Origin of the sequence: Leifsonia sp. EB34, assembly GCF_041260585.1 — a bacterium.
Classification (GTDB): Bacteria; Actinomycetota; Actinomycetes; order Actinomycetales; family Microbacteriaceae; genus Leifsonia.
This window is the reverse complement of sequence record NZ_JBGCCV010000004.1, coordinates 26,292-46,488: the sequence shown is the minus strand read 5'-3', so window position 1 is coordinate 46,488 and position 20,197 is coordinate 26,292. Positions and strand designations below refer to the sequence as shown.

23 protein-coding genes are annotated in these 20,197 nt (G+C 68.9%); 18 read left to right on the top strand and 5 right to left on the bottom strand.

Annotated elements, in window-relative coordinates:
• Positions 1-482: 482 nt before the first annotated feature.
• The 16 genes from ABIA36_RS18240 (at position 483) to ABIA36_RS18165 (ending at position 14,881) form a co-directional block, all read left to right on the top strand.
• Positions 483-938, top strand: a complete 456-nt coding sequence (locus ABIA36_RS18240) for a helix-turn-helix domain-containing protein (RefSeq protein WP_369963992.1) — start codon at positions 483-485, stop codon at positions 936-938.
• Positions 939-1,009: 71 nt separating this feature from the next.
• Positions 1,010-1,693, top strand: a complete 684-nt coding sequence (locus ABIA36_RS18235) for a PIN domain-containing protein (protein WP_369963991.1) — start codon at positions 1,010-1,012, stop codon at positions 1,691-1,693.
• A gap of 442 nt (positions 1,694-2,135) precedes the next feature.
• Positions 2,136-2,564 (top strand): hypothetical protein, encoded by a 429-nt coding sequence (locus tag ABIA36_RS18230; protein WP_369963990.1) that lies wholly within the window; start codon positions 2,136-2,138, stop codon positions 2,562-2,564.
• 341 nt (positions 2,565-2,905) lie between these two features.
• Positions 2,906-3,439, top strand: coding sequence for an AAA family ATPase (locus ABIA36_RS18225; RefSeq protein ID WP_369963989.1), 534 nt, complete (start codon positions 2,906-2,908; stop codon positions 3,437-3,439).
• A 322-nt stretch (positions 3,440-3,761) separates the two neighbouring features.
• Entirely contained in the window at positions 3,762-4,961 is a 1,200-nt protein-coding gene (locus ABIA36_RS18220) for an epoxide hydrolase family protein (protein WP_369963988.1), read from the top strand.
• The gene (locus ABIA36_RS18215; RefSeq protein ID WP_369963987.1) at positions 4,958-5,914 is read left to right on the top strand and encodes an alpha/beta fold hydrolase; all 957 of its coding nucleotides are present in this window, start codon (positions 4,958-4,960) and stop codon (positions 5,912-5,914) included. Before ABIA36_RS18220 ends, ABIA36_RS18215 begins: the two co-directional genes overlap by 4 nt.
• Positions 5,904-6,941, top strand: coding sequence for a redoxin domain-containing protein (locus ABIA36_RS18210; RefSeq protein WP_369963986.1), 1,038 nt, complete (start codon positions 5,904-5,906; stop codon positions 6,939-6,941). Before ABIA36_RS18215 ends, ABIA36_RS18210 begins: the two co-directional genes overlap by 11 nt.
• A 37-nt stretch (positions 6,942-6,978) precedes the next feature.
• A complete protein-coding gene (locus ABIA36_RS18205; protein ID WP_369963985.1) occupies positions 6,979-7,482 on the top strand; it encodes a beta-class carbonic anhydrase in 504 nt (167 codons plus the stop codon).
• Between the two features lie 27 nt (positions 7,483-7,509).
• Positions 7,510-8,412 carry an alpha/beta hydrolase gene (locus ABIA36_RS18200; protein WP_369963984.1) on the top strand — a complete coding sequence of 301 codons (903 nt, stop codon included), beginning with the start codon at positions 7,510-7,512 and terminating at the stop codon, positions 8,410-8,412.
• Positions 8,413-8,516: 104 nt separating this feature from the next.
• Complete coding sequence (locus ABIA36_RS18195; RefSeq protein ID WP_369963983.1) at positions 8,517-8,837, top strand: putative quinol monooxygenase; 321 nt, start codon at positions 8,517-8,519, stop codon at positions 8,835-8,837.
• Between the two features lie 52 nt (positions 8,838-8,889).
• Entirely contained in the window at positions 8,890-10,680 is a 1,791-nt protein-coding gene (locus tag ABIA36_RS18190; protein ID WP_369963982.1) for a hypothetical protein, read from the top strand.
• A gap of 54 nt (positions 10,681-10,734) precedes the next feature.
• Entirely contained in the window at positions 10,735-11,664 is a 930-nt protein-coding gene (locus ABIA36_RS18185; protein ID WP_369963981.1) for a phosphotransferase, read from the top strand.
• 126 nt (positions 11,665-11,790) lie between these two features.
• A complete protein-coding gene (locus ABIA36_RS18180) occupies positions 11,791-12,099 on the top strand; it encodes a hypothetical protein (RefSeq protein WP_369963980.1) in 309 nt (102 codons plus the stop codon).
• 246 nt (positions 12,100-12,345) lie between these two features.
• Positions 12,346-13,017 (top strand): PASTA domain-containing protein, encoded by a 672-nt coding sequence (locus ABIA36_RS18175; RefSeq protein WP_369964102.1) that lies wholly within the window; start codon positions 12,346-12,348, stop codon positions 13,015-13,017.
• Between the two features lie 529 nt (positions 13,018-13,546).
• Positions 13,547-13,867, top strand: a complete 321-nt coding sequence (locus ABIA36_RS18170) for a hypothetical protein (RefSeq protein ID WP_369963979.1) — start codon at positions 13,547-13,549, stop codon at positions 13,865-13,867.
• A gap of 90 nt (positions 13,868-13,957) precedes the next feature.
• Positions 13,958-14,881 (top strand): hypothetical protein, encoded by a 924-nt coding sequence (locus ABIA36_RS18165; RefSeq protein ID WP_369963978.1) that lies wholly within the window; start codon positions 13,958-13,960, stop codon positions 14,879-14,881.
• Here the strand turns inward: ABIA36_RS18165 and ABIA36_RS18160 are convergent.
• The 3 genes from ABIA36_RS18160 to ABIA36_RS18150 all read right to left on the bottom strand — a co-directional run bounded on the left by ABIA36_RS18160 (position 14,868) and on the right by ABIA36_RS18150 (position 16,578).
• Entirely contained in the window at positions 14,868-15,122 is a 255-nt protein-coding gene (locus tag ABIA36_RS18160) for a Smr/MutS family protein (RefSeq protein ID WP_369963977.1), read from the bottom strand. The genes ABIA36_RS18165 and ABIA36_RS18160 overlap by 14 nt on opposite strands.
• A 26-nt stretch (positions 15,123-15,148) precedes the next feature.
• Entirely contained in the window at positions 15,149-15,376 is a 228-nt protein-coding gene (locus tag ABIA36_RS18155; protein WP_369963976.1) for an RNA-binding S4 domain-containing protein, read from the bottom strand.
• 71 nt (positions 15,377-15,447) lie between these two features.
• Positions 15,448-16,578 carry a hypothetical protein gene (locus tag ABIA36_RS18150; protein WP_369963975.1) on the bottom strand — a complete coding sequence of 377 codons (1,131 nt, stop codon included), beginning with the start codon at positions 16,576-16,578 and terminating at the stop codon, positions 15,448-15,450.
• A 191-nt stretch (positions 16,579-16,769) separates the two neighbouring features.
• Here ABIA36_RS18150 and ABIA36_RS18145 point away from each other — a divergent pair, with 191 nt between their 5' ends.
• Together ABIA36_RS18145 and ABIA36_RS18140 are read left to right on the top strand one after the other, a co-directional pair.
• Positions 16,770-17,102 carry a hypothetical protein gene (locus ABIA36_RS18145; RefSeq protein ID WP_369963974.1) on the top strand — a complete coding sequence of 111 codons (333 nt, stop codon included), beginning with the start codon at positions 16,770-16,772 and terminating at the stop codon, positions 17,100-17,102.
• Complete coding sequence (locus ABIA36_RS18140; protein ID WP_369963973.1) at positions 17,102-17,311, top strand: hypothetical protein; 210 nt, start codon at positions 17,102-17,104, stop codon at positions 17,309-17,311. The genes ABIA36_RS18145 and ABIA36_RS18140 overlap by 1 nt, the downstream gene beginning before the upstream one ends.
• A gap of 58 nt (positions 17,312-17,369) precedes the next feature.
• Here ABIA36_RS18140 and ABIA36_RS18135 read toward each other — a convergent pair whose 3' ends face one another.
• Positions 17,370-18,995: a glucoamylase family protein gene (locus tag ABIA36_RS18135; RefSeq protein ID WP_369963972.1), complete on the bottom strand. Its 1,626-nt coding sequence runs from the start codon at positions 18,993-18,995 to the stop codon at positions 17,370-17,372.
• A gap of 175 nt (positions 18,996-19,170) precedes the next feature.
• Positions 19,171-20,169 (bottom strand): AraC family transcriptional regulator, encoded by a 999-nt coding sequence (locus ABIA36_RS18130; protein WP_369963971.1) that lies wholly within the window; start codon positions 20,167-20,169, stop codon positions 19,171-19,173.
• Between the last annotated feature and the right edge of the window lie 28 nt (positions 20,170-20,197).

Sequence of the window (20,197 nt, the reverse complement as noted above, 5' to 3'; positions counted from 1 at the left end):
CCTTCGTCTCTACCTCGGCTGGTCCTTCATCATTGGCTTCTTCTTGGTTCTGGTTTCGCTTCGTTGATCTCGTCTCCTTTGTCCATCAGCTTGGCCCCGCCCCAACTTGCTTGAGCTTGAACGAACACCAGATGCCAGGGTCGCCAGGCCCGCTGTAGTCCTTCACCCCGAGCGGACTCCTGCACTTGAAAGCGCTGCACACAGCATCGGCAGATCGCCACACCGGTGGGCGCATCCTCTTGATGGAACCGGGCAGCTTCACCGTCATCGCAGTCAATACTTTGCTCCTGGCTCAGACATCGGTGACATTTAGGGACCGATCGACCGACTCAGCCTCTGCACAACGGACCACAGTAAGGTTGCATTTATATCCGCAAGGCCGTATCTTCGGGTCAGGACGAGATCGCAGTTATAAGTGCAACAGGCTCCGCCAGCAGCATTGCAGCAATCACGTAACCATACAGATAACAAGAGAGCACACCATGAATGCCACGCTTCTCGAACGCTCCGGCGCACCCACCGAAAAAGTCTTGATCGACGAGCAAGTCCAAGAAGAAGCTCGCGAGGTTGTCGCAAGGGCGCACGACCGCAAACTGATCAGTCTCGCCCTTGAGCTCGAAGACGGCGAATCCATCTCGCTTCCTCCTGAGCTCTCGCGGGCATTGATCTTTGCCATTAAGGGCATGACGCAAGGCAATGTGTCTATGCGTGCCATGCCTGAGGAACTGACGACCTCGACGGCCGCTGGCATCCTTGGGGTTTCCCGACCTACTCTGATGAAGCTGATCGGATCCGGCGAGCTCCCGGCAACCAAGGTCGGAAGTCACCATCGACTTAGGATCAACGACGTGCTCGCGCTGAAGGAACATCGCGAACAGGGCCGGCGAGCCGCATTCGATACGTTGCGCCAGATCGAGATGGACCTCGATGTCGACTGATCCCTGCGCGCAGAGTTCGAGGTAACCGCATAGCCCCCGGCGTGTCTACGCCGGGGGCTATTCTCATTCATATGGATCTGGTCTTCGTCGATGCGAACGTCCTGTACAGCAAGACGCTGCGGGATTGGGCGCTCATGTTGAGTGAGCATTGCACCCGCTTCGCCGTCGTGACCTCCCAGGACTGCATAATCGAGGCGCTGGCCAACTTTCGTGAGACTCACCGGACCGCAGACGGTGGTGTCATCCGCCAAATAAAGGCGTCGATCGAAGGCGCGCTTCATGACATCATCAGCGACTGGCCTGGGGGTGAAGTTCCAGGTATGCCCGACGAAAAGGACTGGCATGTCGTGAATGCTGCGACCCATGCAGGCGTGAAGATCCTCGTCACCGAAAACATGAAGGACTTTGCGCCAATTGCGGACGCTGTGCCCTTCGATCTCTACTCCGCCGATGAGCTGTTCATGCTGGTTGCGGACAACGATCCTTCAGCCGTCGAGGAAGTCGTCAGGCAGCAGGTCGATTACTGGAGTGAGGTCAAGAAGAAGCGCGCGGCCAAAGGCGATCCGGCACCGAAGGGCCTCTCTGAGGCCCTTCGCGACGCTGGCGCACCTCAGTTCGCCGATTTTGTGCGCACGACGCTGCGCAAGCTCAGCGGCATCCGCGATGACGGCGCCGCCCTCACGGACTCTCCAACGCTCACCGCGTCCACGGAAGACGGATCTGACGCTGCGTCGTCTCAACTGACCTTCCGATGAGCGGGGCGCTGTCGGGCATGGCTGGTAGCGTGGCGTAGCTTGATCGATGCATCGAGGACGTCAGGGCTGAGATGGAACCCGCATCCTGACAAACGGCTGGACGGCCGGCTCTCGATCTGCCCACATTTTGCCCACAATCGTGCGTGGTTCGATGTGATCCTATGAGATCCAATGTGACTCTAATCGACGCAGTGATCAGCACTTTTACGAAACTGCCCTGATATTTAAAGGGCTGCATACGAGTTCAAATCCCGCCGGTACCGCCACGAAAAACCCCCGCGATCCCAGTACTTACAAGGGATCCGGGGGTGTTCGCTTCCCGGAAAAGGCCATCCGCCCACAATCTGCGCACACTTCAGAGCGGGGCGACGCCGAGGCCAGCGTGCTTTCGACGCTGACGGAGTCCTCCATTGGGCACTGCCGAAGGCGTACCGTGCGTCTCATGCGCCAGGAGTCGTCGCTAGATGGTGTGCGTGCTGCACGGTCGATGGGCGTCGCCTACTGTGTCATCGGGGTGGCGGGCGCAGCGTACGCGGCGATCTACCGGCCTGATACGACGGCGCTGGCGGCGTTCCGGTGGTTGCTGCTCGCGTGCTGCCTCGGGTTCCTCACGGTCGGCACCGTCCTGCTCGTGCTGGCGACATTGCGTACGCCGTCAACGGGCGTCGATATGCCGTCGTGGATTCGGCCGGCGGCGATCGGGGGTGGTGTGCTCATGTGCCTGGGGCTGCTCGGCGTGCTCTTCTCTCTGGTCTCTCACCCGGCGCTGTGGGTTGTGGTCGCGTCGATCGCGTCGATCATGTTGAGCCTGGAACTGTTCGGCCTAACGGCAGGCGTCTACCGGATCCATGGCGGGAAGCGGGTCGAGTAGCGCCCAACGTCGTCAAGATCAGCCCGAGCGGCCAGCGCACGACATTTAGTGCCGACACCGTCGGCTACGATGGCGGCCATGTGCTGCTGCATGAATATCCGTCCCGCCGCATAGCGGCGGTACCAGGGTCGCCATAACGCGGCCTCGCTGCCTGTCCCGGTCGGGGTCAGTGCCAAGGACGTACCGCCGGATGATTGCCCGCCGGCAGCCACGCATGCCTTTCTCTGCGCGCTGCTGGGTCGTCCTGTCTGACCTGGAGGGAAGTCATGTCTCGCTCGCAGCGATCCGATTCGCATTCACTTCACGAAGATGGCTCGTTTTCCGCGCCGAGCGCCGCCACGATGTTCCTGATCGTCGGGCTTCCCGGCGCGGGGAAGACCACCCGGGCCAAGGAACTCGCCGCCGCGGTCCCCGCGCTTCTGTTGACCCCGGATGAGTGGCACATCGCGCTGTTCGGCAATGTCATCGGCGACTTCCAGCGTCCGGGCGGTGAGCGATGGGTGCTCGAAGGGCGGCTCATCTCCGTTGCCCTTCAGGCGCTCCGGCTCGGGGTCAGCGTCGTGCTCGACTTCGGGCTCTGGGGTCGCGATGAGCGGTCGGCGCTGCGCTGGCTGGCGCGAGCTGCCGGGGCATCCTCCCAGGTGGTCTACCTGCCCATCGACAAGGACGTCCAGGTCGCCCGGATCGTCCACCGCCAGGAAACGGCGCCGGATGAGACGTTCCCGATGAGCGCGGCCGACGTCGACCAGTGGCGGGAACAGTTCGAGGTGCCCGACGCTGCCGAACTCGACGGCGGCGAGATTCCCCCTCCTCCACCGGGCTGGCCGAGCTGGCAGGAATGGGCGGAGGACCACTGGCCTTCCTGCAGCCTTTGACAGCACGACCGAGGTGCGGGGTCGGGCGACGTGACACCGCACCCCGCGGTGAGGGCACTCTGACGCTGCCGGACCATCGAACCGGTCCGACGTTTCTGCTCACCGTCTAGCCGAACCGTTTGCGGAGGGATCATAATTCGGCCGAGAGCGACGTGTCCGTTGCGGTGGACTCTTCTCGATGATTCCGCCATTCATCTGTTGGGTCCGCCGGTGTGCGCTCCTGCCGCTTGCCGACCGCCACTGGTCGCCGGCTATCGAATGCCGCCTTTGCGCCCTCGCGCACCCCGTCTGAACAGCTTTACCGCCCCGTGAAAGCAACATCATGACCGTCACTGAACAACCACCCAACACCGCCGTCCGCCCGTTCACCGTGGAGGTTCCTCAGGAGGACGTCGACGACCTCAAACGCCGCATCAGGAGCACCCGGTTCCCCGAGAAGGAGACCGTCGACGACGCCTCTCAGGGTGTCCGGTTGAAGGTGATGCAGGCGCTCGCCGAGTACTGGCTCGAACACCACGATTGGCGGAATGTGGAGGCCCGCTTGAATGCGCTCCCGCAGTTCGTCACGGAGATCGACGGCCTGGACATCCACTTCATCCACGTGAAGTCCAGGCACGAGAACGCTTTGCCGATGATCGTCACCCACGGCTGGCCCGGGTCGGTCATCGAGCAGCTCAAGATCGTCGGGCCGTTGACCGATCCGACCGCGTACGGGGCGGACGCCTCGGATGCGTTCGACCTTGTCATTCCGTCCCTCCCGGGGCACGGGTTCTCGGGGAAGCCGGACAAGCCGGGCTGGGATCCGATCAGGATCGCCCGGGCGTGGGCCGAACTGATGAACCGCCTCGGATACGAACGATACGTCGCGCAGGGCGGCGACTGGGGCAACGCCGTCACGGAGCAGATGGCGCTGCTCCGGCCTCCCGGGCTCATCGGCATTCACACGAACATGCCGGCGACGGTTCCGGACAGCATCCAGGCCGCGCTCGACGCCCACGAGGAGCCGCCCGCCGAGCTGACCGCGGAGGAGCGCGGAGCATGGGACCAGCTCGCGTACTTCTACGCTCACGGTCTCGGGTACGCGCAGGAGATGGCCGGGCGGCCGCAGACGCTGTACGCGCTGGCCGACTCGCCGGTCGGGCTGGCGGCCTGGATGCTCGATCACGACGCCGCCAGCTACGACCTGATCGCCCGGGTCTTCCTGGGCGGGTCGGAGGGACTCACCCGGGACGACATCCTGGACAACGTCGACCTCTACTGGTTCACCAATACGGCGGTGTCCTCTGCGCGGTTGTACTGGGAGAGCAAGCTCGCGTTCTTCGCGCCGAAGGGCGTCGAGCTGCCGACGGGGGTCAGCGTCTTCCCGGATGAGATCTACGCGGCACCGCGGAGCTGGGCCGAGCAGGCGTATCCCAACCTGATCCACTTCAACCGCCTCGACCGCGGGACGCACTTCGCCGCCTGGGAGCAGCCCGAGCTGTTCTCGCAGGAGGTTCGCGCGACGTTCCGCCCACTCCGGTGACCACGACACTCGAGGCGACCGCGCAGGTGGAGGCCGGCGCCCTGAGCGTCGGGCTGGCCGAGCGCGGGCCGTCCGACGGGCCCGTCGTGCTGCTGCTGCACGGGTGGCCGTACTCGATCGACAGCTTCAGCGAGTCCGCGGGCATTCTGGCTCACCAGGGCTACCGCGTGCTCGTCCCGCACCTGCGAGGATACGGAACGACCCGATTCCTGTCCGACGAGACGCCGCGGAACGGGCAGCCGGCCGCTCTGGCCGCGGATGCCCTCGCACTGCTCGACGCCCTCGACGTCGCCGATGCGGTGGTCGCCGGCTTCGACTGGGGTGCGCGGACGGCCAACGTGCTCGCAGCGCTGTGGCCCGAACGCTGCCGCGCCCACGTCGCGGTCAGCGGCTACCTGCTCAGCAGTCAGGCCGCCAATGCGCAGCCGTTGCCTCCCGCGGCGGAGCTGGCCTGGTGGTACCAGTTCTATTTCGCGACCCGGCGGGGAGAGCTGGGGTACGACGCCAACCGCACCGACTTCGCCCGCCTGATCTGGCGGACCGCATCGCCGAAGTGGGAGTTCAGCGAGGACGAGTTTGAGCGCACCGCCGTCGCGTTGCAGAATCCCGACCACGCCCGGATCGTGATCCACAACTATCGCTGGCGGCTGGGCCTGGCTGACGGCGAAGAGCGTTTCGACCAGGTGGAACAGCGGCTGGCCGAACGGCCGCCGATCAGTGTGCCGACGATCACACTGGAGGGCGACAGCAACGGCGCCGCCCACCCCGATCCCGGCGCCTATCGCGACCGATTCACCGGCCCGTACGAGCACCGGACGCTCGCCGGCGGGATCGGCCACAACCTCCCGCAGGAAGCGCCTGAGGCCTTCGCGCGCGCGGTCGTCGACGCCGACCAGATGGCGCGGAGCACAGAGGGTGATGCGCACGGGACGGAGGCGCCGCATGCCGGATGACGCGCGCACCGCACGCTTCTGGTCGGTCGCCCACCGCCCCCCGGACACGACCGAAGCGCTTCCCGACGAAGGCAGGCTCGCCCCCTTCGACCGAGCCACCGGGTGGCTGGACTCCGAGCCGCTCACGCCTGAGGCGCTGCGCGGCCGGGTTGTCCTCGTCAGCTTCTGGACCTACACGTGTGTCAATTGGCTCCGCACGCTGCCGTACCTCCGCGCGTGGCACACGAAGTACGCCGCGCAAGGGCTGACCATCGTCGGGGTGCACACTCCGGAGTTCGGATTCGAACACGACCACGGCAACGTCGAGGCCCGGGTCCGAGCGCTGGGCGTGGAGTACCCGGTCGCGTTCGACGACGACTACGGGGTGTGGGGCGACTTCGCCAACAACTACTGGCCGGCTGTCTACGTCGCGGACGCATCCGGACGCGTGCGGTACCACCACTTCGGGGAGGGCGACTACGCGATGACCGAGATGGCCATCCAGCACCTGCTCATGGCAGCCGGTGCGGCCGACCTGGACCTCGGCCTCGCGGAGCCTCAGGCGCACGGCCTGGAGGTGGCCGCGGACTGGGCGACCCTGAGATCACCCGAGACCTACCTGGGCTACCGGCAGAGCAGTGGATTCGTCTCCGAGGATGCGGGGGCTTACGACAACATCACCGACTACGCCGTGCACGCCGACCTCGCGCGGAACCACTGGGACCTGGGCGGCGCGTGGGTGCAGACCCCGTACGCTGCGGTGTCCAGCCGACCCGGCGGCCGGATCGCGTACGCATTCCACGCCAGGGACGTGAACCTGGTGATGGGAGGCGCCGCCGGATCCGAGCCGAGCGGCTTCCGCGTCCTGCTCGACGGCAGGCCCCCTGTGGGGGCGAGCGGCACCGACGTCGACGACCAAGGCCGCGGCATCCTCGACCGGCAGGACACGTACCAACTGATCCGGCAGCAGGGTGCGATACGCGACCGGCTCTTCGAGATCGAATTCGACGGAACCGGCGTCGAGGCGTACTGCTTCACCTTCGGGTAGGGCCACGTCTTCCCATACGACAACCTAAGGACTAGCCATGACCATCATCGATGAGGCGCTCAGCGCCATCGCAGCGAACGCCGACGGTTACGACGCGAGCAACGGGGCGCCGCCGGCGCCGAAGATCGCGATCGTCACCTGCGCGGATCCCCGGCTGAGCGGCATCGTGAGGATGCTCGGCCTGGCCGACGCCGACGTCGACCTGATCAGGAACGTGGGCACCGTGATCGATGACGACTCGGTCCGATCCCTCATCGTCTCCACCCGGCTGCTCGGCACCCGGGAGATCATGATCATCAACCACAACGACTGCGGGATGTCGAAGTTCAGCGACCAGGAGCTGGAGGCCCGGCTGCGGACCGAGACGGGTGCGACGCCGATCGCACCGGCCCGCTTCTACAGCTTCACCGACGTGGAGCAGAACACCAAGGAGCAGGTCGCCAAGGTGAAGACCCATCCGTGGATCTCCTCCGACATCCCGGTCCGCGGGTTCGTCTTCGATGTCCACACCGGTCGGCTCAGCGAAGCCGTCCCGGACTGACGCGGTCACGGCCGAGGAGGTGCCACCATGCCGAGTCCCTCGATGGAGGAGCTGATCGCGTCGCTCCACGAGCGCCAGAACGCTGCAGCCGGGCAACCGCCCGAGACGGTGGCGGAGGAACGAGCAGGATTCGCGCCAGCCGGGCCCGTGCATCCGATCCCGGACGACGTGCGGGTGACCGAGGTCACGGCCGCGGGGGTGAAGGCGCATTGGCTGGACCCTCCGGGGGGCGACCCGGGCCGCGTGCTCCTGTTCCTGCACGGCGGGGGTTTCCGGTTGGGTTCGCTGGCCAGTGACGGGGAGTTGGCCGCTCGACTGGGACGGGCCGGCCGGATGCGGGTGCTGTTCCCGGAGTACCGGCTGGCGCCGGAGCATCCGTTCCCGGCCGCGATCGACGACGTCCGCGCCGTCTGGCTGTGGCTGCGCGAGGAACAGGGAACGGCCGCCGACTCGATCGCCGTGGCCGGCGACTCCGCGGGCGGTGGCCTCACCGTCGCCCTGCTCGTGGCCACCCGCGATGCGGGAGGAGACCTCCCCGCCGCTGCGGTGCTGATGTCTCCGACGGTCGACCTGACGAGCTCCGGGCCGTCGATGACGGACCGGGTCGACCAGGATCCGATCTCCACTCCCGACCTGCTGCGCGAACTCGCCTCCGACTACCTCGCCGGGGCCGACCCGAGGACGCCGCTCGCTTCGCCCCTGTACGCAACGCTCACGGGGCTGCCGCCGATGCTCGTGCAGGTGGGGACGGCCGATCTGCTGTTCAGCGACGCCGAACGCTTGACGAGCGCGGCGAGCGCCGCCGGCGTCGATGTTCGACTTGAGATCGGGGAGGGGCTGCCACACGTGTATCAGCTCATGCTGGGGACCCCGGAGGCAGCCGACGCGACCGAGCGGATCGGACGGTTCCTGCGCGAGCGGGTGCGGTGAAGCCGAGGCACCTCCTCCGCCTATCGGACGCGCCCTTCGGGGGGTACCGTCGGCCCTGACACCTGCGGGGGTGACGGGGCGTCACGACCTCGAAGGAGACGGACATGGACCTGAAGTTCGGTGTGCTGGCACTACTCGAAGCGAAGCCCGAGAAAGCGGCGGAGTTGAGGGACTTCCTGATCGGCGGCAAGGACGTGGTTGACCGGGAGCCCGGAACGCGCACCTGGTACGCCTTCCAGGTCGACGACACGCATTTCGGCATCTTCGACTCGTTCGCGGACGAGGATGCGCGGCAAGCGCACCTGGGCGGCGACATCCCCAAAGCTCTCGGCGAGGTGGGCCCGACGCTGCTGGCGAAGGATCCGGAACTGAGCGCGGTCGACCTTCTCGCGGTCAAGCACGAGAAGGACGACGTGCAGGGCTAGAGCGCGTCCGCCTCGTCGCTTCGCAGCGGCCGAATGTGAGTAGTGTCGCGTCATGCGGGAGAAGCGTGGAGGAGCAGACGCGCCCGGGGGTGCGTGGTGGCGCGAGGTCACGGTTGTGGCCTGCGCGCTGCTTCTCAGCCTGGTGCTCCTGGTCGTCTTCCACTCCGCCGGCGATCCCGCCTGGATACACCGGTACCTGTCGCCTTCCCCCGGGTCCGATGTTGCGCTCTGGCAGGTGCAGACGACGTTGCTGTCCGTGGGGTTCGCCGGGCTGACGATCGCGGCCCAGCTCTTCGCGGAGGCTCCCCTCGCGATCGGCACGTCCCGCAAGCGCGTCCTGGCGTACATCGGCGCGAGCTGGTTCGTGACCGCGGGGCTCGCCGGGAACGCGGTCATGGCTCTCGAATCCATCTGGCTGCCGAGCGCGACGGGTGTCGTGATCGCGTTCGCGTGGCTTGCGGCGGCCGCCGTCCTGCTGATGGTGTCCACATCCAGGCTCACGCACCTCTTCGGGCACCCGTCCCGCCTCGACGAAGTCGTGCGGTCCTCGCTGATCGAGTCGCTCTCCGATCGTTTCGACCGGGTGGCGCGCCGGTACTCCGACGCGAGGAACGGGCTGGAGGAACTCCTGACGTCCGACTCGTCGCGTACCTCCACCCGCTCCGTCTCGACGTTGTACGTCCCGGTCCCGCAGGCCGGGCGGGTCATTCGGGCCATCGACCCCGAGGGTGTGCGCCAGGCGATCGCGTCGCTCTCCTCGTCGGAGACCGGCCAGGGCGAGCCGCCGGGGATCGTGCTCGACATCCGACCAGGGGACCGCACCCGCCTCGGGGCCACGGCCTTCCGGATCGTCACGTCGACCCGGCTCGACGATGCCGCGGCGGCCCGGCTGGTCGAGCTCCTCCAGTCGACCATCGAGCTGGAGCCGCCGGCGGCGGTCACCGCCTACGAGGAGACCGAGCACGAGATCGCCACCCTCATGGACGCCATCGGCACCAGCCTGCGGTCCGGTGCTCTGGCCACCGCTGAGCGGGCGCTGGAACTTCTCGGCCAGATCGTGCAAGGCGTCTGGATGGCCGGACTCGATCGGTCGAACGTGGCCGAAGGGACCTCCCTGACGCGGGGGAGCGGACTCCTCCAGAGCATCGTCGAGGTGGAGCACGACGTCCTGCTCTCCCCGCAGGTGGCGGACGTCTTCATCGCCGCGACGACGACCCGAACCCTCGAAGCCGCGACGACGGGCTCCGGCGAATACATCGACGAGTGTCTTCGGAGCTTCATGCGGCAGTGGTCGGACATCCTGAACCGGGGCGGGCCGGAGTTCGACGCGCTCCCGGTTCGCATCATCGCGTGCGTGAAGAACCTGACCCTGTACACGGATCCCTCCGCGAGTGAGCCGCACGCCTTGCGGTCACGCGGCACCTGGGCGATGGTCGAGCTGGTCAAGCTCGCCCTCGACGCCCAGCGGCCGGACATCGCGAAACTCGCAGCGGAGGCGCTCCGGCGGCTGTTCGAGCTGGAGCCGGACGGGGCTGCCCGCTCCGAAGTCCGGGCCGGCCTCCTGGTCCTTTCCGGGTGGCTTAAATACCTGGCCGATGCGGACGATCAGCGCTACACGCCCGACCCGGACCTCGAGGCGACGCTGGTCTCGGACGGAACCTGGGACGACATCCTCGGGGCACGCGAGGTTATGGAGGCGGGGACGCCGTTCAGCCGATGGGATCGGTGGGAGACGAGGAGCGCGCCCGCCGGACGCGTCCAGAGCTCGGCGCTGCCGGGGTTCATCGATCGCGCGCAGGAGGCTGCGCTCGCCGCGGCGACGGGGGACGGGCAGGCGGAGTAGGCCGACCGCGAGGGGCGGGGCCGGGCGGGGATGTGCCGCTGTTACGCTCGGCGGATGTCATCCACGCGCCTGACCTGGGATTCGCTGCCACCGCAGGTCACGGACGGCGTCGCCGCCATCCTCGGCTCGCCCGTCGTCTCTGCGGTGTCGCAGCCTTCGGGGTTCTCGCCCGGGCAGGCGGACCGCGTCGTGACGGCGGACGGCACGACGGCCTTCGTCAAATCCGCACCGGAGAGCATCGGCGCGTCGGCCGGACTCTACCGCGGCGAAGCCGCGACCTTGGCGTTGCTGCCCCCGGAGGTGGGGGCGCCGGCGCTGCTCGGCGTGGTGGAGGAGGATGGGTGGGTCGCGCTCGTCACGGAGGAGGTCGACGGAAAGCATCCCGCCGAACCGCCGATGCGCGCGGAGCTGGTCGCTGTGCTGGATGCGGTCGCGCAGTCTCCGGTGTGGCCGAGCCTCGACGGAGTCGCGCACGCGGAGGCGCTCCTGGGTCCGGCGTTCGCGGTGTGGCCACGGCTCGTCCACGAACACCGGGACGCGGTGCCCGTTTGGGCGTTGCCGCTGGCGGGCCGATTCGATGAAGCGGCAGCCGCTGCGGCGAGTCTGACCGCGGGCGACCGGGTGGTGCATCTCGACCTGCGCGGCGACAACGTGCTCATCGATCGCACCGGCAGGGCACGCCTCCTGGACTGGGCCTGGGGCGCCGCCGGTGCCCCCTGGATCGACGCCCTGACGATGCTGCTCGACGCCCGGCGCCTCGGGTCGCCCGACGCGGACGCACTGCTCGCCGAGCACCCCGCGTTCGATGGGGTGGCGGCCGCGACGATCGACGGCGCACTCGCGGGCCTGGCAGGCCTGTTCCTCAACTCGTCGCTGGATCCGGCCCCGCCGTTGATGCCGGAGCTGCGTCCCTTCCAGGCGGAGGAGGCGGAGGCCGCGTTCCGCTGGCTGTGGGACAGGACGGTCGCGTCGCCCGTCGGATGACGCGGACGGTCGAGCTATTGTCCTGCACCTGAACGGTCCTCGGGCTGCCGAGATATTCAGCACCAGAGTCGAACCGCATCCCGAAGGGTGGTACGTGTGGGTGGGCCAGCGAGCTGAGGAGGGACCATGACCACCATCGAGAATGCGGCCGGCCGGCTTTCCCGTGTCACGCGCCCGTACGCGCCGGCGGAACGTCGTGCGGTCGGCGCCCGGCCCCGGTTTCACCGGCAGTGGCTGCTCGACGTGATCGAAGCACCCAACGACACGACGACGATCCCGCGGCTGCCGGTGGAGGTGGAGCACCGTCTGCGTACCGACGGCGCCGACCCGTGGCTGCCGGTCATCGCGGAGCGGAACCCCGGTTTCAAGATCGTCGCCGCCCGGTACGCGAAAGGTGGCGACGCCGTCGTTTACACGCTCGTCCCAGAAGACTGAGCACTGAAGACTGAGCACTGAGGACTGAGCACGCCCGTCCTGCCTGGCAGTCTCCTGGCCGACCTCGCGAATCCGGCGCTCCAGGCGTACCGTCTTCGCCGTCGGCTGGCGATCCGCCCGTCGACGTCAGCATCGGCAGGAAAGAGAGCAGTGGGCAGGCACGTCGCGCGATCCGGTGGACTCCGCCGCGTCGGCGATGTCATCGTCGCACACCCGTTCCCGGCCGGCGCCGTCGTGACCGCGGCGATGGCGGCGGCGCTGGCCCTCACGCCGCTGGCTGCACCGCCGCCCGGAAGAGCCCACCTGCCGGCGTCGGCCCGCTCGCATTCTCCGGCGCCTGATGCGACCCCCGTCGTCGCGCTGTCCGTGCCGAACGTGATCGGCCTCCCGGAGTCGCGCGCGAGTGACGCGTTGCGCGCGCAGGGGTTCTCGATGGAGTTCCGGACCGAGGCGGGGGAGCCAGCGACGGGCCGGACGGACGACGTCGTGATCCAGCAGTCTCCGGGCGCGGGCGCGCGAGTGGCCGGGGGGACGAGGATCGCCCTGACCGTCGCACCGGCAGGATCCACTGTTTCGACGCCTCCCGCGAACGCCGGCGGCTCGGCAGGGGCGGGAACCGTCTCGGCGCCGGCCGGGTCCGTCAGCGCGCCCGCGACGGGCGTAGCCGGGAGTACCGGCGGGGGCGCAGGTGCGGGCGCAACCGGAGGCGGCGCCAGCGCTGCCGGTGGTGGGGGTGCGCCTGTCCGACCGGCGCCGGTGCCTGCCCCTGCCCCGCAGCCGCCAGCGGTCGCGCCGCCAGCAGTGCCGGGCACGCCGCCGGCGGTCGTCCAGGTGCCGCCGCCGCCGCCGTTGCCGCTTCCGAAGCTTCCGGCCTCACCTCTCGGCGTCGTCGGCGGACTCCTCCGCGGAATCGTGTAGCCGTCTTCTGGCGATTGTTCGTGCACTCAGTAACCGGATCGCGACCGTGCGCATTTCGGACTGCCGATCGCGCACGGCGGATATCGGCCCCATCCGGCCGTGCATAGCGTGGAGTGGTCGCCGAGTCCCTCGGGGGCGACGCGCGGCGGCCCTCCCCTTCGGGTGGGGAGGGCCACCGCACCTTTCTGCCCCGCACTGCGACCGCAGGCGGAGAACACGTCAGAAGGCGGAAGCGAATGCACCACAGAAGCGCGGTCGGCCGTCGATGAACGGGTCGGAGTGGCCGAGGCGACCGAGACCGTGTCCGCTGTGCGGCGCCCGCGGACGCGTCGTCCTCAACCCCTACTTCGGTGTGGGCCTCGCGGTCCACACCCACCTGTTGAGCTGCACGCGTTGTGAGTTCATCGGGTTTCTGACCCTCCGGAATCTCGACCAAGGGGGAGACGCGGGCGAGGAGACCCGGCCCGAACCCTCCCCTCGGAGCCGTGGGGCGCTCGCGCGGGTGATCCGATTCGGGAGGCGATAGGCCGTGGACGACCCCCGTTTCGAGGGCTGCGACGAGTGGATGGTGGCGGTCGACCGGGTTCTGGCGCGCTCCGAGGCGCACCCGATCCTGGCGGCCAAGGCCATCGACCGCGACTGTGTGCTGACGATCGCGGGATGCGAGGCGTCGGCGGCGTCCGAGAACGGCACCTGCACCGCGAGCCATGCGCAGCTCGCCGAGCTGACGGGGCTTCCGCGCTCCACCGTTCTCCGGGCGCGCCTCGCCCTGATCGAGTTGGGGCTGATGGCTTTCGCGCCCGCTCCCTCACCGCACGGTCAGGTTCAGCGCGTGATCCATCATCGGTGACCGGACCCGACCCGAGCGGGTGGGAGACGTCGAATGAGTCGGCAGGCGAAACTGAGTGATCCTTCAGTCCGTCGCGCGAATGCAGTCGGAATGTCAAGCACGGCCGGCGCCGGCGCCGATAGCATCCGAGCCGTGCAGCTCCCGGTGAGGTTCGTGCGCGGCGGTTGGCCGCGCTTCGTCGAGCGGCTGCTCGGCCGGTTCTTCTGGGCGGACCCGAGCGTCGTCGTCCGGGATGACGCTCCACCTGAGCAGTTCCGGCAGGCGATGGCGGCCTTCGACGCCGGGCGCACGATCAAGATCACGGGCACCCGGCGCCACGCGGCGGCCGACGCCCTGCTGATCGAGCACGTGGACCTCACCGGCGCGACGATCGTCGACCTGGGGGCGTCCGACGGGAGCACATCGGTGAACCTGGTCCGCGCCATCCCGCAGCGGTTCGCCGCGTTCGTCATCGCCGACCTGTACCTGACGATGAGCTGCCGGACCCTGCGCCGCCACCGGCTGTTCTACGACCCGCAGGGCGTGTGCGTCCTGGTCGTCGGACGCCGGTGGGTGAGCTGGCCGTCGAGGTCCCGGCTGGTGCGACTCCTGGACGCGCCGATGATCCGCCGCGCGGAGGGCCGGCCCGCCCGTGAGGTGCTGCTGCTCAACCCGGAGACGCGCGCACTGCTCGCCTCCGACGACAGGATCCGCTGCGAGGTGCACGACGCGTTCGAGCCGTGGCCGGAGCCGCACCCGGACGTCATCAAGGTGGCGAACCTGCTGCGGCGCCTCTACTTCAGCGATGACGAGATCGTGCGGGGCCTGCGGGCCATCCACGCGAGCCTCGACGACGGCGGGCATCTGCTCATGGTCGACAACCCGCGCGCCAACGTCCGGCCGCGGGCCGGACTGTACCGGCGCACCCCGAGCGGCTTCGCCGAGGTGGCGATCGTGGAGGCGGAGCCCGAGGTCCACGCGCTGATCCTGGGCCTGACGGTGGAGGAGGCCGGAACGGGCGCTACTTCCATCTGAAGTGCACGAACACCCGGCCGAAGTTCTTCGAGTCCTTCTCGACCCGGTGGTACTGCGCCTTGATGTCCGGCTGATCGAGGAACCGCAGCACGCGCTTCTTCAACGCGCCCGATCCCTTTCCCGGGATGATCTCGACCAGCGGGGCCTTCTTCGCCGCGGCCTCCGCGATGACCGCGCGCAGGGCGCGATCGATGTCGCCGCCCCGGTTGTAGATGTCGTGCAGGTCGAGCGTCAGCTTCATCTGCTCATCCTGCACCGCACCGGCGCTCAGCGGCAGACGCGGACCCTGCGCCCCTCGAAGCCGACGATGTCGCCCAGCTCGAGCTGGCGTCCGCGCCGGCGATCGACCTCGCCGTTCACCGTGACCAGGCCGTCGAGGATGGCCTCCTTCACGTTTCCGCCGGAGTCGAGGAGGCCGGCGAACTTGAGGAACTGCCCGAGGCGGATCTCCTCGCCGCCGATCGAGATGTCGTCTGCCCGAGCGTGGTTCGTCATCCCCGTAGGTTAGCCGACCGCTGCTCCGTGCCGGCGTCGTCGCGACGGCACGGAGCGCGCGCGTCGGCTGACTACCGCTGGTCGCCCTGCTCGCCGTCGCCCTGGTCGCCCTGCTCGTCGTCGCCGTGCGCGGCGCTGGTGAACAGCAGGCCCTTCGGCGTGACCGAGCCGAGGCCCGGGATCGGGGTGAGCGAGCCGTCGGTGAGGCCGAGGCGGGCGAGGGAGGTCGGGCCGCTGTCCGGGGTGATGGTGGAGACGGCCTCGCCCGGCGTGAACGGTCCGGAGATCTCGTCGACGGCGTTGTGCGTCGGGTCGGTGGCCCACAGGGTCCGGTGCGACGCGGTCGCGAAGGCGGTGTCGTCGAGCGGCTGGGCGACCGAGAGCACCTGGATTCCGTGGCTGGCCGCGCCCTCCCGTGCGGACGGGTTGAGGAACAGGAGCTGCTTGTCGCCCTGCGCGTCGAGCAGGAACGAGCCGCCGAACCGCGGCGCCGAGCGGGGCACGACCGTGTTGGAGTCCGGGTCGGTGAGGGCGAGCTGCACCTGCTGACCGGCGGTGGCCGCGTTCGCGCTGGTGGCGACGCTGTTGTCGGACAGGATGGGCGTGAGCACCGCGTTCGCGCCCTGCAGGGCCACCCGGTAGGCGGCGGGGCCGTTCGGGACGGTCGGGTTCGAGGCGCTCACGATGATGGAGCCGTGCGAGACCGAGATCGCGTCCGTGCCGCCGCCGTGCGTGAGGCCCTGGTAGGTGTAGCGGGTCGCGGCCGAGGCGTGGGCGGGGTCGAGGGTGAGGAAACTGGAGTTCCCGTCCTCGTTGGCCGTCAGCAGCAGCCGGTGGTGCTCGGGATCGGCCGTCAGGCCGTCCACCTTGCCGGTGACCGACCACGACCGGCCGGGGACGCCCGCGAGGCTGTACTGCTGGATGGTGGAGGCCGTGGCACCGGACGGAGCGGCCTCGCCCAGCGGGCCGACGCCGTTCTGGAACGTGACGTAGATCGAGTCGCCGAGGCGCGTGATGTCGTCCGGGCCGGTCGCCGTGCCGACGGCGGGGAACGAGCGGACCGTGGACGCCGCATGCGCGGGGGCCGGCGACGGTGCCGGGGTGGCGGCGGCGGGCAGGGCGGCGCCGGCGACGGCGGTGGTCGCGGCGATGCCAGCGACGAGGAGGCAGGCGCGCGTGCGCGTGATCGCGGTGAACGACATGGGGTTCCTTTCGAGGGGTGGTGCGGGGGGCCGCCACCCACGCTAGGCACCGCACCCCCCGTTCGCGGGCCCCCATCGGGTGAACACCGGGCTAACACGCCTGAAGAAGCTCAGAGAATCGACCAGTGAAATCGGAGGTGCTATACCTGACGTGTGATTGCTCAACGTCGAGACAAGGAGAACACCCGCGCATGAGGATCACAACCAGGCTGACCGGGATGGCGGCACTCGCCGCCCTGCTCACTCTGCTTCCCGCTCTGCCCGTCAATGCATCCGAGGCGCCTCCAGATCGGCCGGGCGTCACGCTCGCGGATGATGGGCTCGCTGTGTCCTCTGGGGGCCTTGCGGAGCTGACATCCGCGCAGTCGGCCGAGTTGACGGCTCTGGACAAGGACCTCCCGGCCATCCAGGCGGCGACGGTCGGCGGCACGGCCGCGGGGACCGCCGCCTCGGTCGAGGCTTGCTCGCGGAACGGCACGGGGGTCGAGCTGGCCTTCGCCGGGTTCATCTGCTGGGCACAGTAGTGAAGCCGCTGGAACGACTGATCGCGTTCACGACCGGTGCTATCGCCGGTGCGGTCATCGCCTTGCTTATCGCCGGACTGTTCCTCGGCAGGCCCCTGTACGGGTCGAGCGGGCCAATCGTGCTGGGGAGCGTCGGCATCGGCGCCGCGCTCCTCTGGTGGTGGGTCCGATCACGTGCCGAGCGCTCATCCCGCGGGCTCGACACGTAAGCGCAGACGTGCCCCTGGCGCCCAGCGCCTGGGGCACGTCCCTCTGCTTCGTCTGACGCTACTTCAGCGTCATCGTCTCCATCCCCAGGTAAGTCTTCGCCGCCCACGACGCCGGGTCGTCGGCGAAGTGCTGGCGGATCGCACCGTTCTCGAGGGCGTTGTCGATGGACATCATGATCATCGACTGGTCGAGCACCAGGCGGCGGTGGCCGATCTGGCCGGTCGCCGGGTCGACCGCGTCGTAGAAGCCGCCGTCCTGCGTGTAGATGCCCGGGTAGAGCGTGCGCAGCTTCTGGATGTTCGCGAACGCGTCCTGCGGCAGCACACCGAGCGTCGTGAACGAGGCGTGCGGGGTGACGACGTTCTCCGTCGCGCAGCCCGGGCACTGGGCGAGCGCCTGGCCGGCCGGGAACTTCTGGCCGGTGGCGCCGTAGATGCCGTAGCCGCCGGTGTCGTCGGCCGTGCTGGACGGCGACATCCCCCAGACCGGGTAGCCGAGGGTCTGGGTGGCGTACTTCTCCTGGACCTGCGCCGCACGGACGTCGGCGAGGCCGAAGCCGTTCTGGCCCCAGGTGGTCTCGGGGACGATCTCGTTGGCGAGCATCGCCTCGAACATGCCGCCGCCCCAGGTCGGGAGGAACGTCATCGACGTCCCGGGGTAGGTGTAGTGGCCCTCCCAGACGTTGAAGACCTTGCCGCTCTGCGGGTCGGTGTACTTCTGCCAGTCGCCGCCGACCGGCCACTGGCCCTGCCACGAGAAGTCCGGATCGGTCGGGCACTGCTTCGGCGGCAGCGTGCGCCAGGTGCGCCACCAGACGTCGCCGGGCATCTGGTGCAGGCCCATCCCGATGTACATCGCGATGCGCGGGTCGCTGTAGATCGCACCGTTGTGGTAGCCGGCGGGACCCTGGTCGGCGTAGTAGCCGCCGTACATCTGGCCGGTGGGCTGGTTGCCCGCGATGGCCGGGTTGGTGTTGCACGCGGTCTGCGCCCGGTCGTCGTAGAAGATGGAGAAGTCCATCGGCGCGATGAGTGCGTCGATCTGCTTGCGCAGCTCGGGAAGCGCCTGGCGCGCGACCAGCAGGCCGGACGCGTACCAGCCGTTGTCGACGGCGGAGAGGAACGAGCAGTTGTCCTGCTTCGGCGTCGTCTCCGTGGAGCAGTCGGCGGCGCCGGGGTTCAGGATGGTGTGCCCGTTCGTGGTGTCGTACCACTGGAACAGGAAGCCGTGCGAGCGCTTCAGCGTGGCCACGGTATCGAGTGTGGCGGAGATCAGGGCGCGCTCCTGCGGGCGCTTGATGATGCCGAGGTCGCCGGCGGAGACCACGCCTTCCAGGTAGGTGCCGATGTTCGCGGCGGAGGTGTACTGACCCCTCGTGGCGCCCGGCCCGAGGTTGTCGAGCGGCAGGTGGGTGACGGGGTCGGTGTCGTTCTGGAAGAACGTCCAGGTGTCTTTCGCGACCTGGAGGAGGCTCGCCTTCTGGGCGGGGGTGAGGGGCGGCTGAGCGCTCATGCCCTGCATGCCCTGGGCGTTCGGGCCATGGGAGTCCTGGTCGCCCTGGGCGTTCGTCGCGAACGCGGTCTGCGCGGTCGCAAGGGAGGCGACGGCGAGGACGGCTGCCGCGCCGGCCCTCACGATCGCGGTGGTGCGGCGCGAGCGCCGCGGCGGATGGGGTCTGGTCATGGGACGGTCTCCGTTTCGTGTCTTCGTCGACAACTGCCCGCACGGGAACTCACCCGCGCGGAGCGATCACCTCGCGCACCGTATGCGCATACATTCGATCGCGCAAGACCCTGAAGCAGACGGCTTGAGGCAGACAGCGTGAAGCAGAGAGTTCGAGAGGCCGCGCCTCAGCCCCTCACAGCCCGGCGCGCAGCGTCTGCGACGGGAGCACCCCGAACGTCGCGCGGTAGCGGCCGGCGAAACGGCCCAGGTTGAAGAACCCCCAGTCCGCCGCGACCTGCGAGACGGAGGTGTTCTCCGGGCGGCCGGCGGCGAGGTCGCGGTGCGCGCCGTCCAGGCGCGCCCGGGCGAGGTAGGCGCCGGGGCTGGTGCCGAGGTGGTCCCGGAACCCGCGAGCCAGCGTGCGGACGCTCGCCCCGACGGCCGCCGCGATGTCGGGCACGGCGATCGGCCGATGGGCGTTCTCGTCGATGAAGGCCGCAGCACGGCGGACCGCCGCGGGCGCCGCCGGCCTCGAGGGCGACTCCAGCGCCTCCCGGTACTGGTGGTCGGTCGCCAGCAGCAACCCGGTCATCACCGCGCTGGTGAGCTGCGTCGAGAACAGCGTGTTGCCGGCCAGCCCGCCCGGGCCGTCGACTGCGCCGAACAGCACGTGTGCGAGGCGCATCCACTCGGCTCCGCGGCCGCTGCGGATGTCCAGGAGGTACGGGAAGCGGATCTCGTCCACGGCGTCGACGCCGAGCATGCGGCTGAGTTCGCCCTCCAGGACGGAACGGTCGAATCGCACGTGCGCCAACCGGTCGCCCGGGGACTCCCAGCCGTCGACCTCCAGCGCGTCGAGGGGGCTGTAGACCGACGCGACGTCGGGTGTCGCCGTGAACTCGTGCGAACCGACGCGCTGCTCCAGCGGCCCGAGCGTCGGCATGCTCACGCCGTACGACTCGATATTGCGGAACCCGATCGTCACCCGCGTGCCGAAGCCCACGAGGCCGAGCGACACCCCACCGATCCGGGTGCCGACGACCCGGCATTCGAAGCCGCGGCCGCGGCCGGCCGGGTGGATGCCGCCGCCGTAGAACATCTGCGACCCGACCGTGCGTGCTTCGTCGGCGTCGAGGGTCGCGAAGGAGGACACCCGGCCATTCGGGAGCGTCATGTCCCGCGTCGGCTCCATGGGGACAGTATGCGCTTCCCCGCCGGCT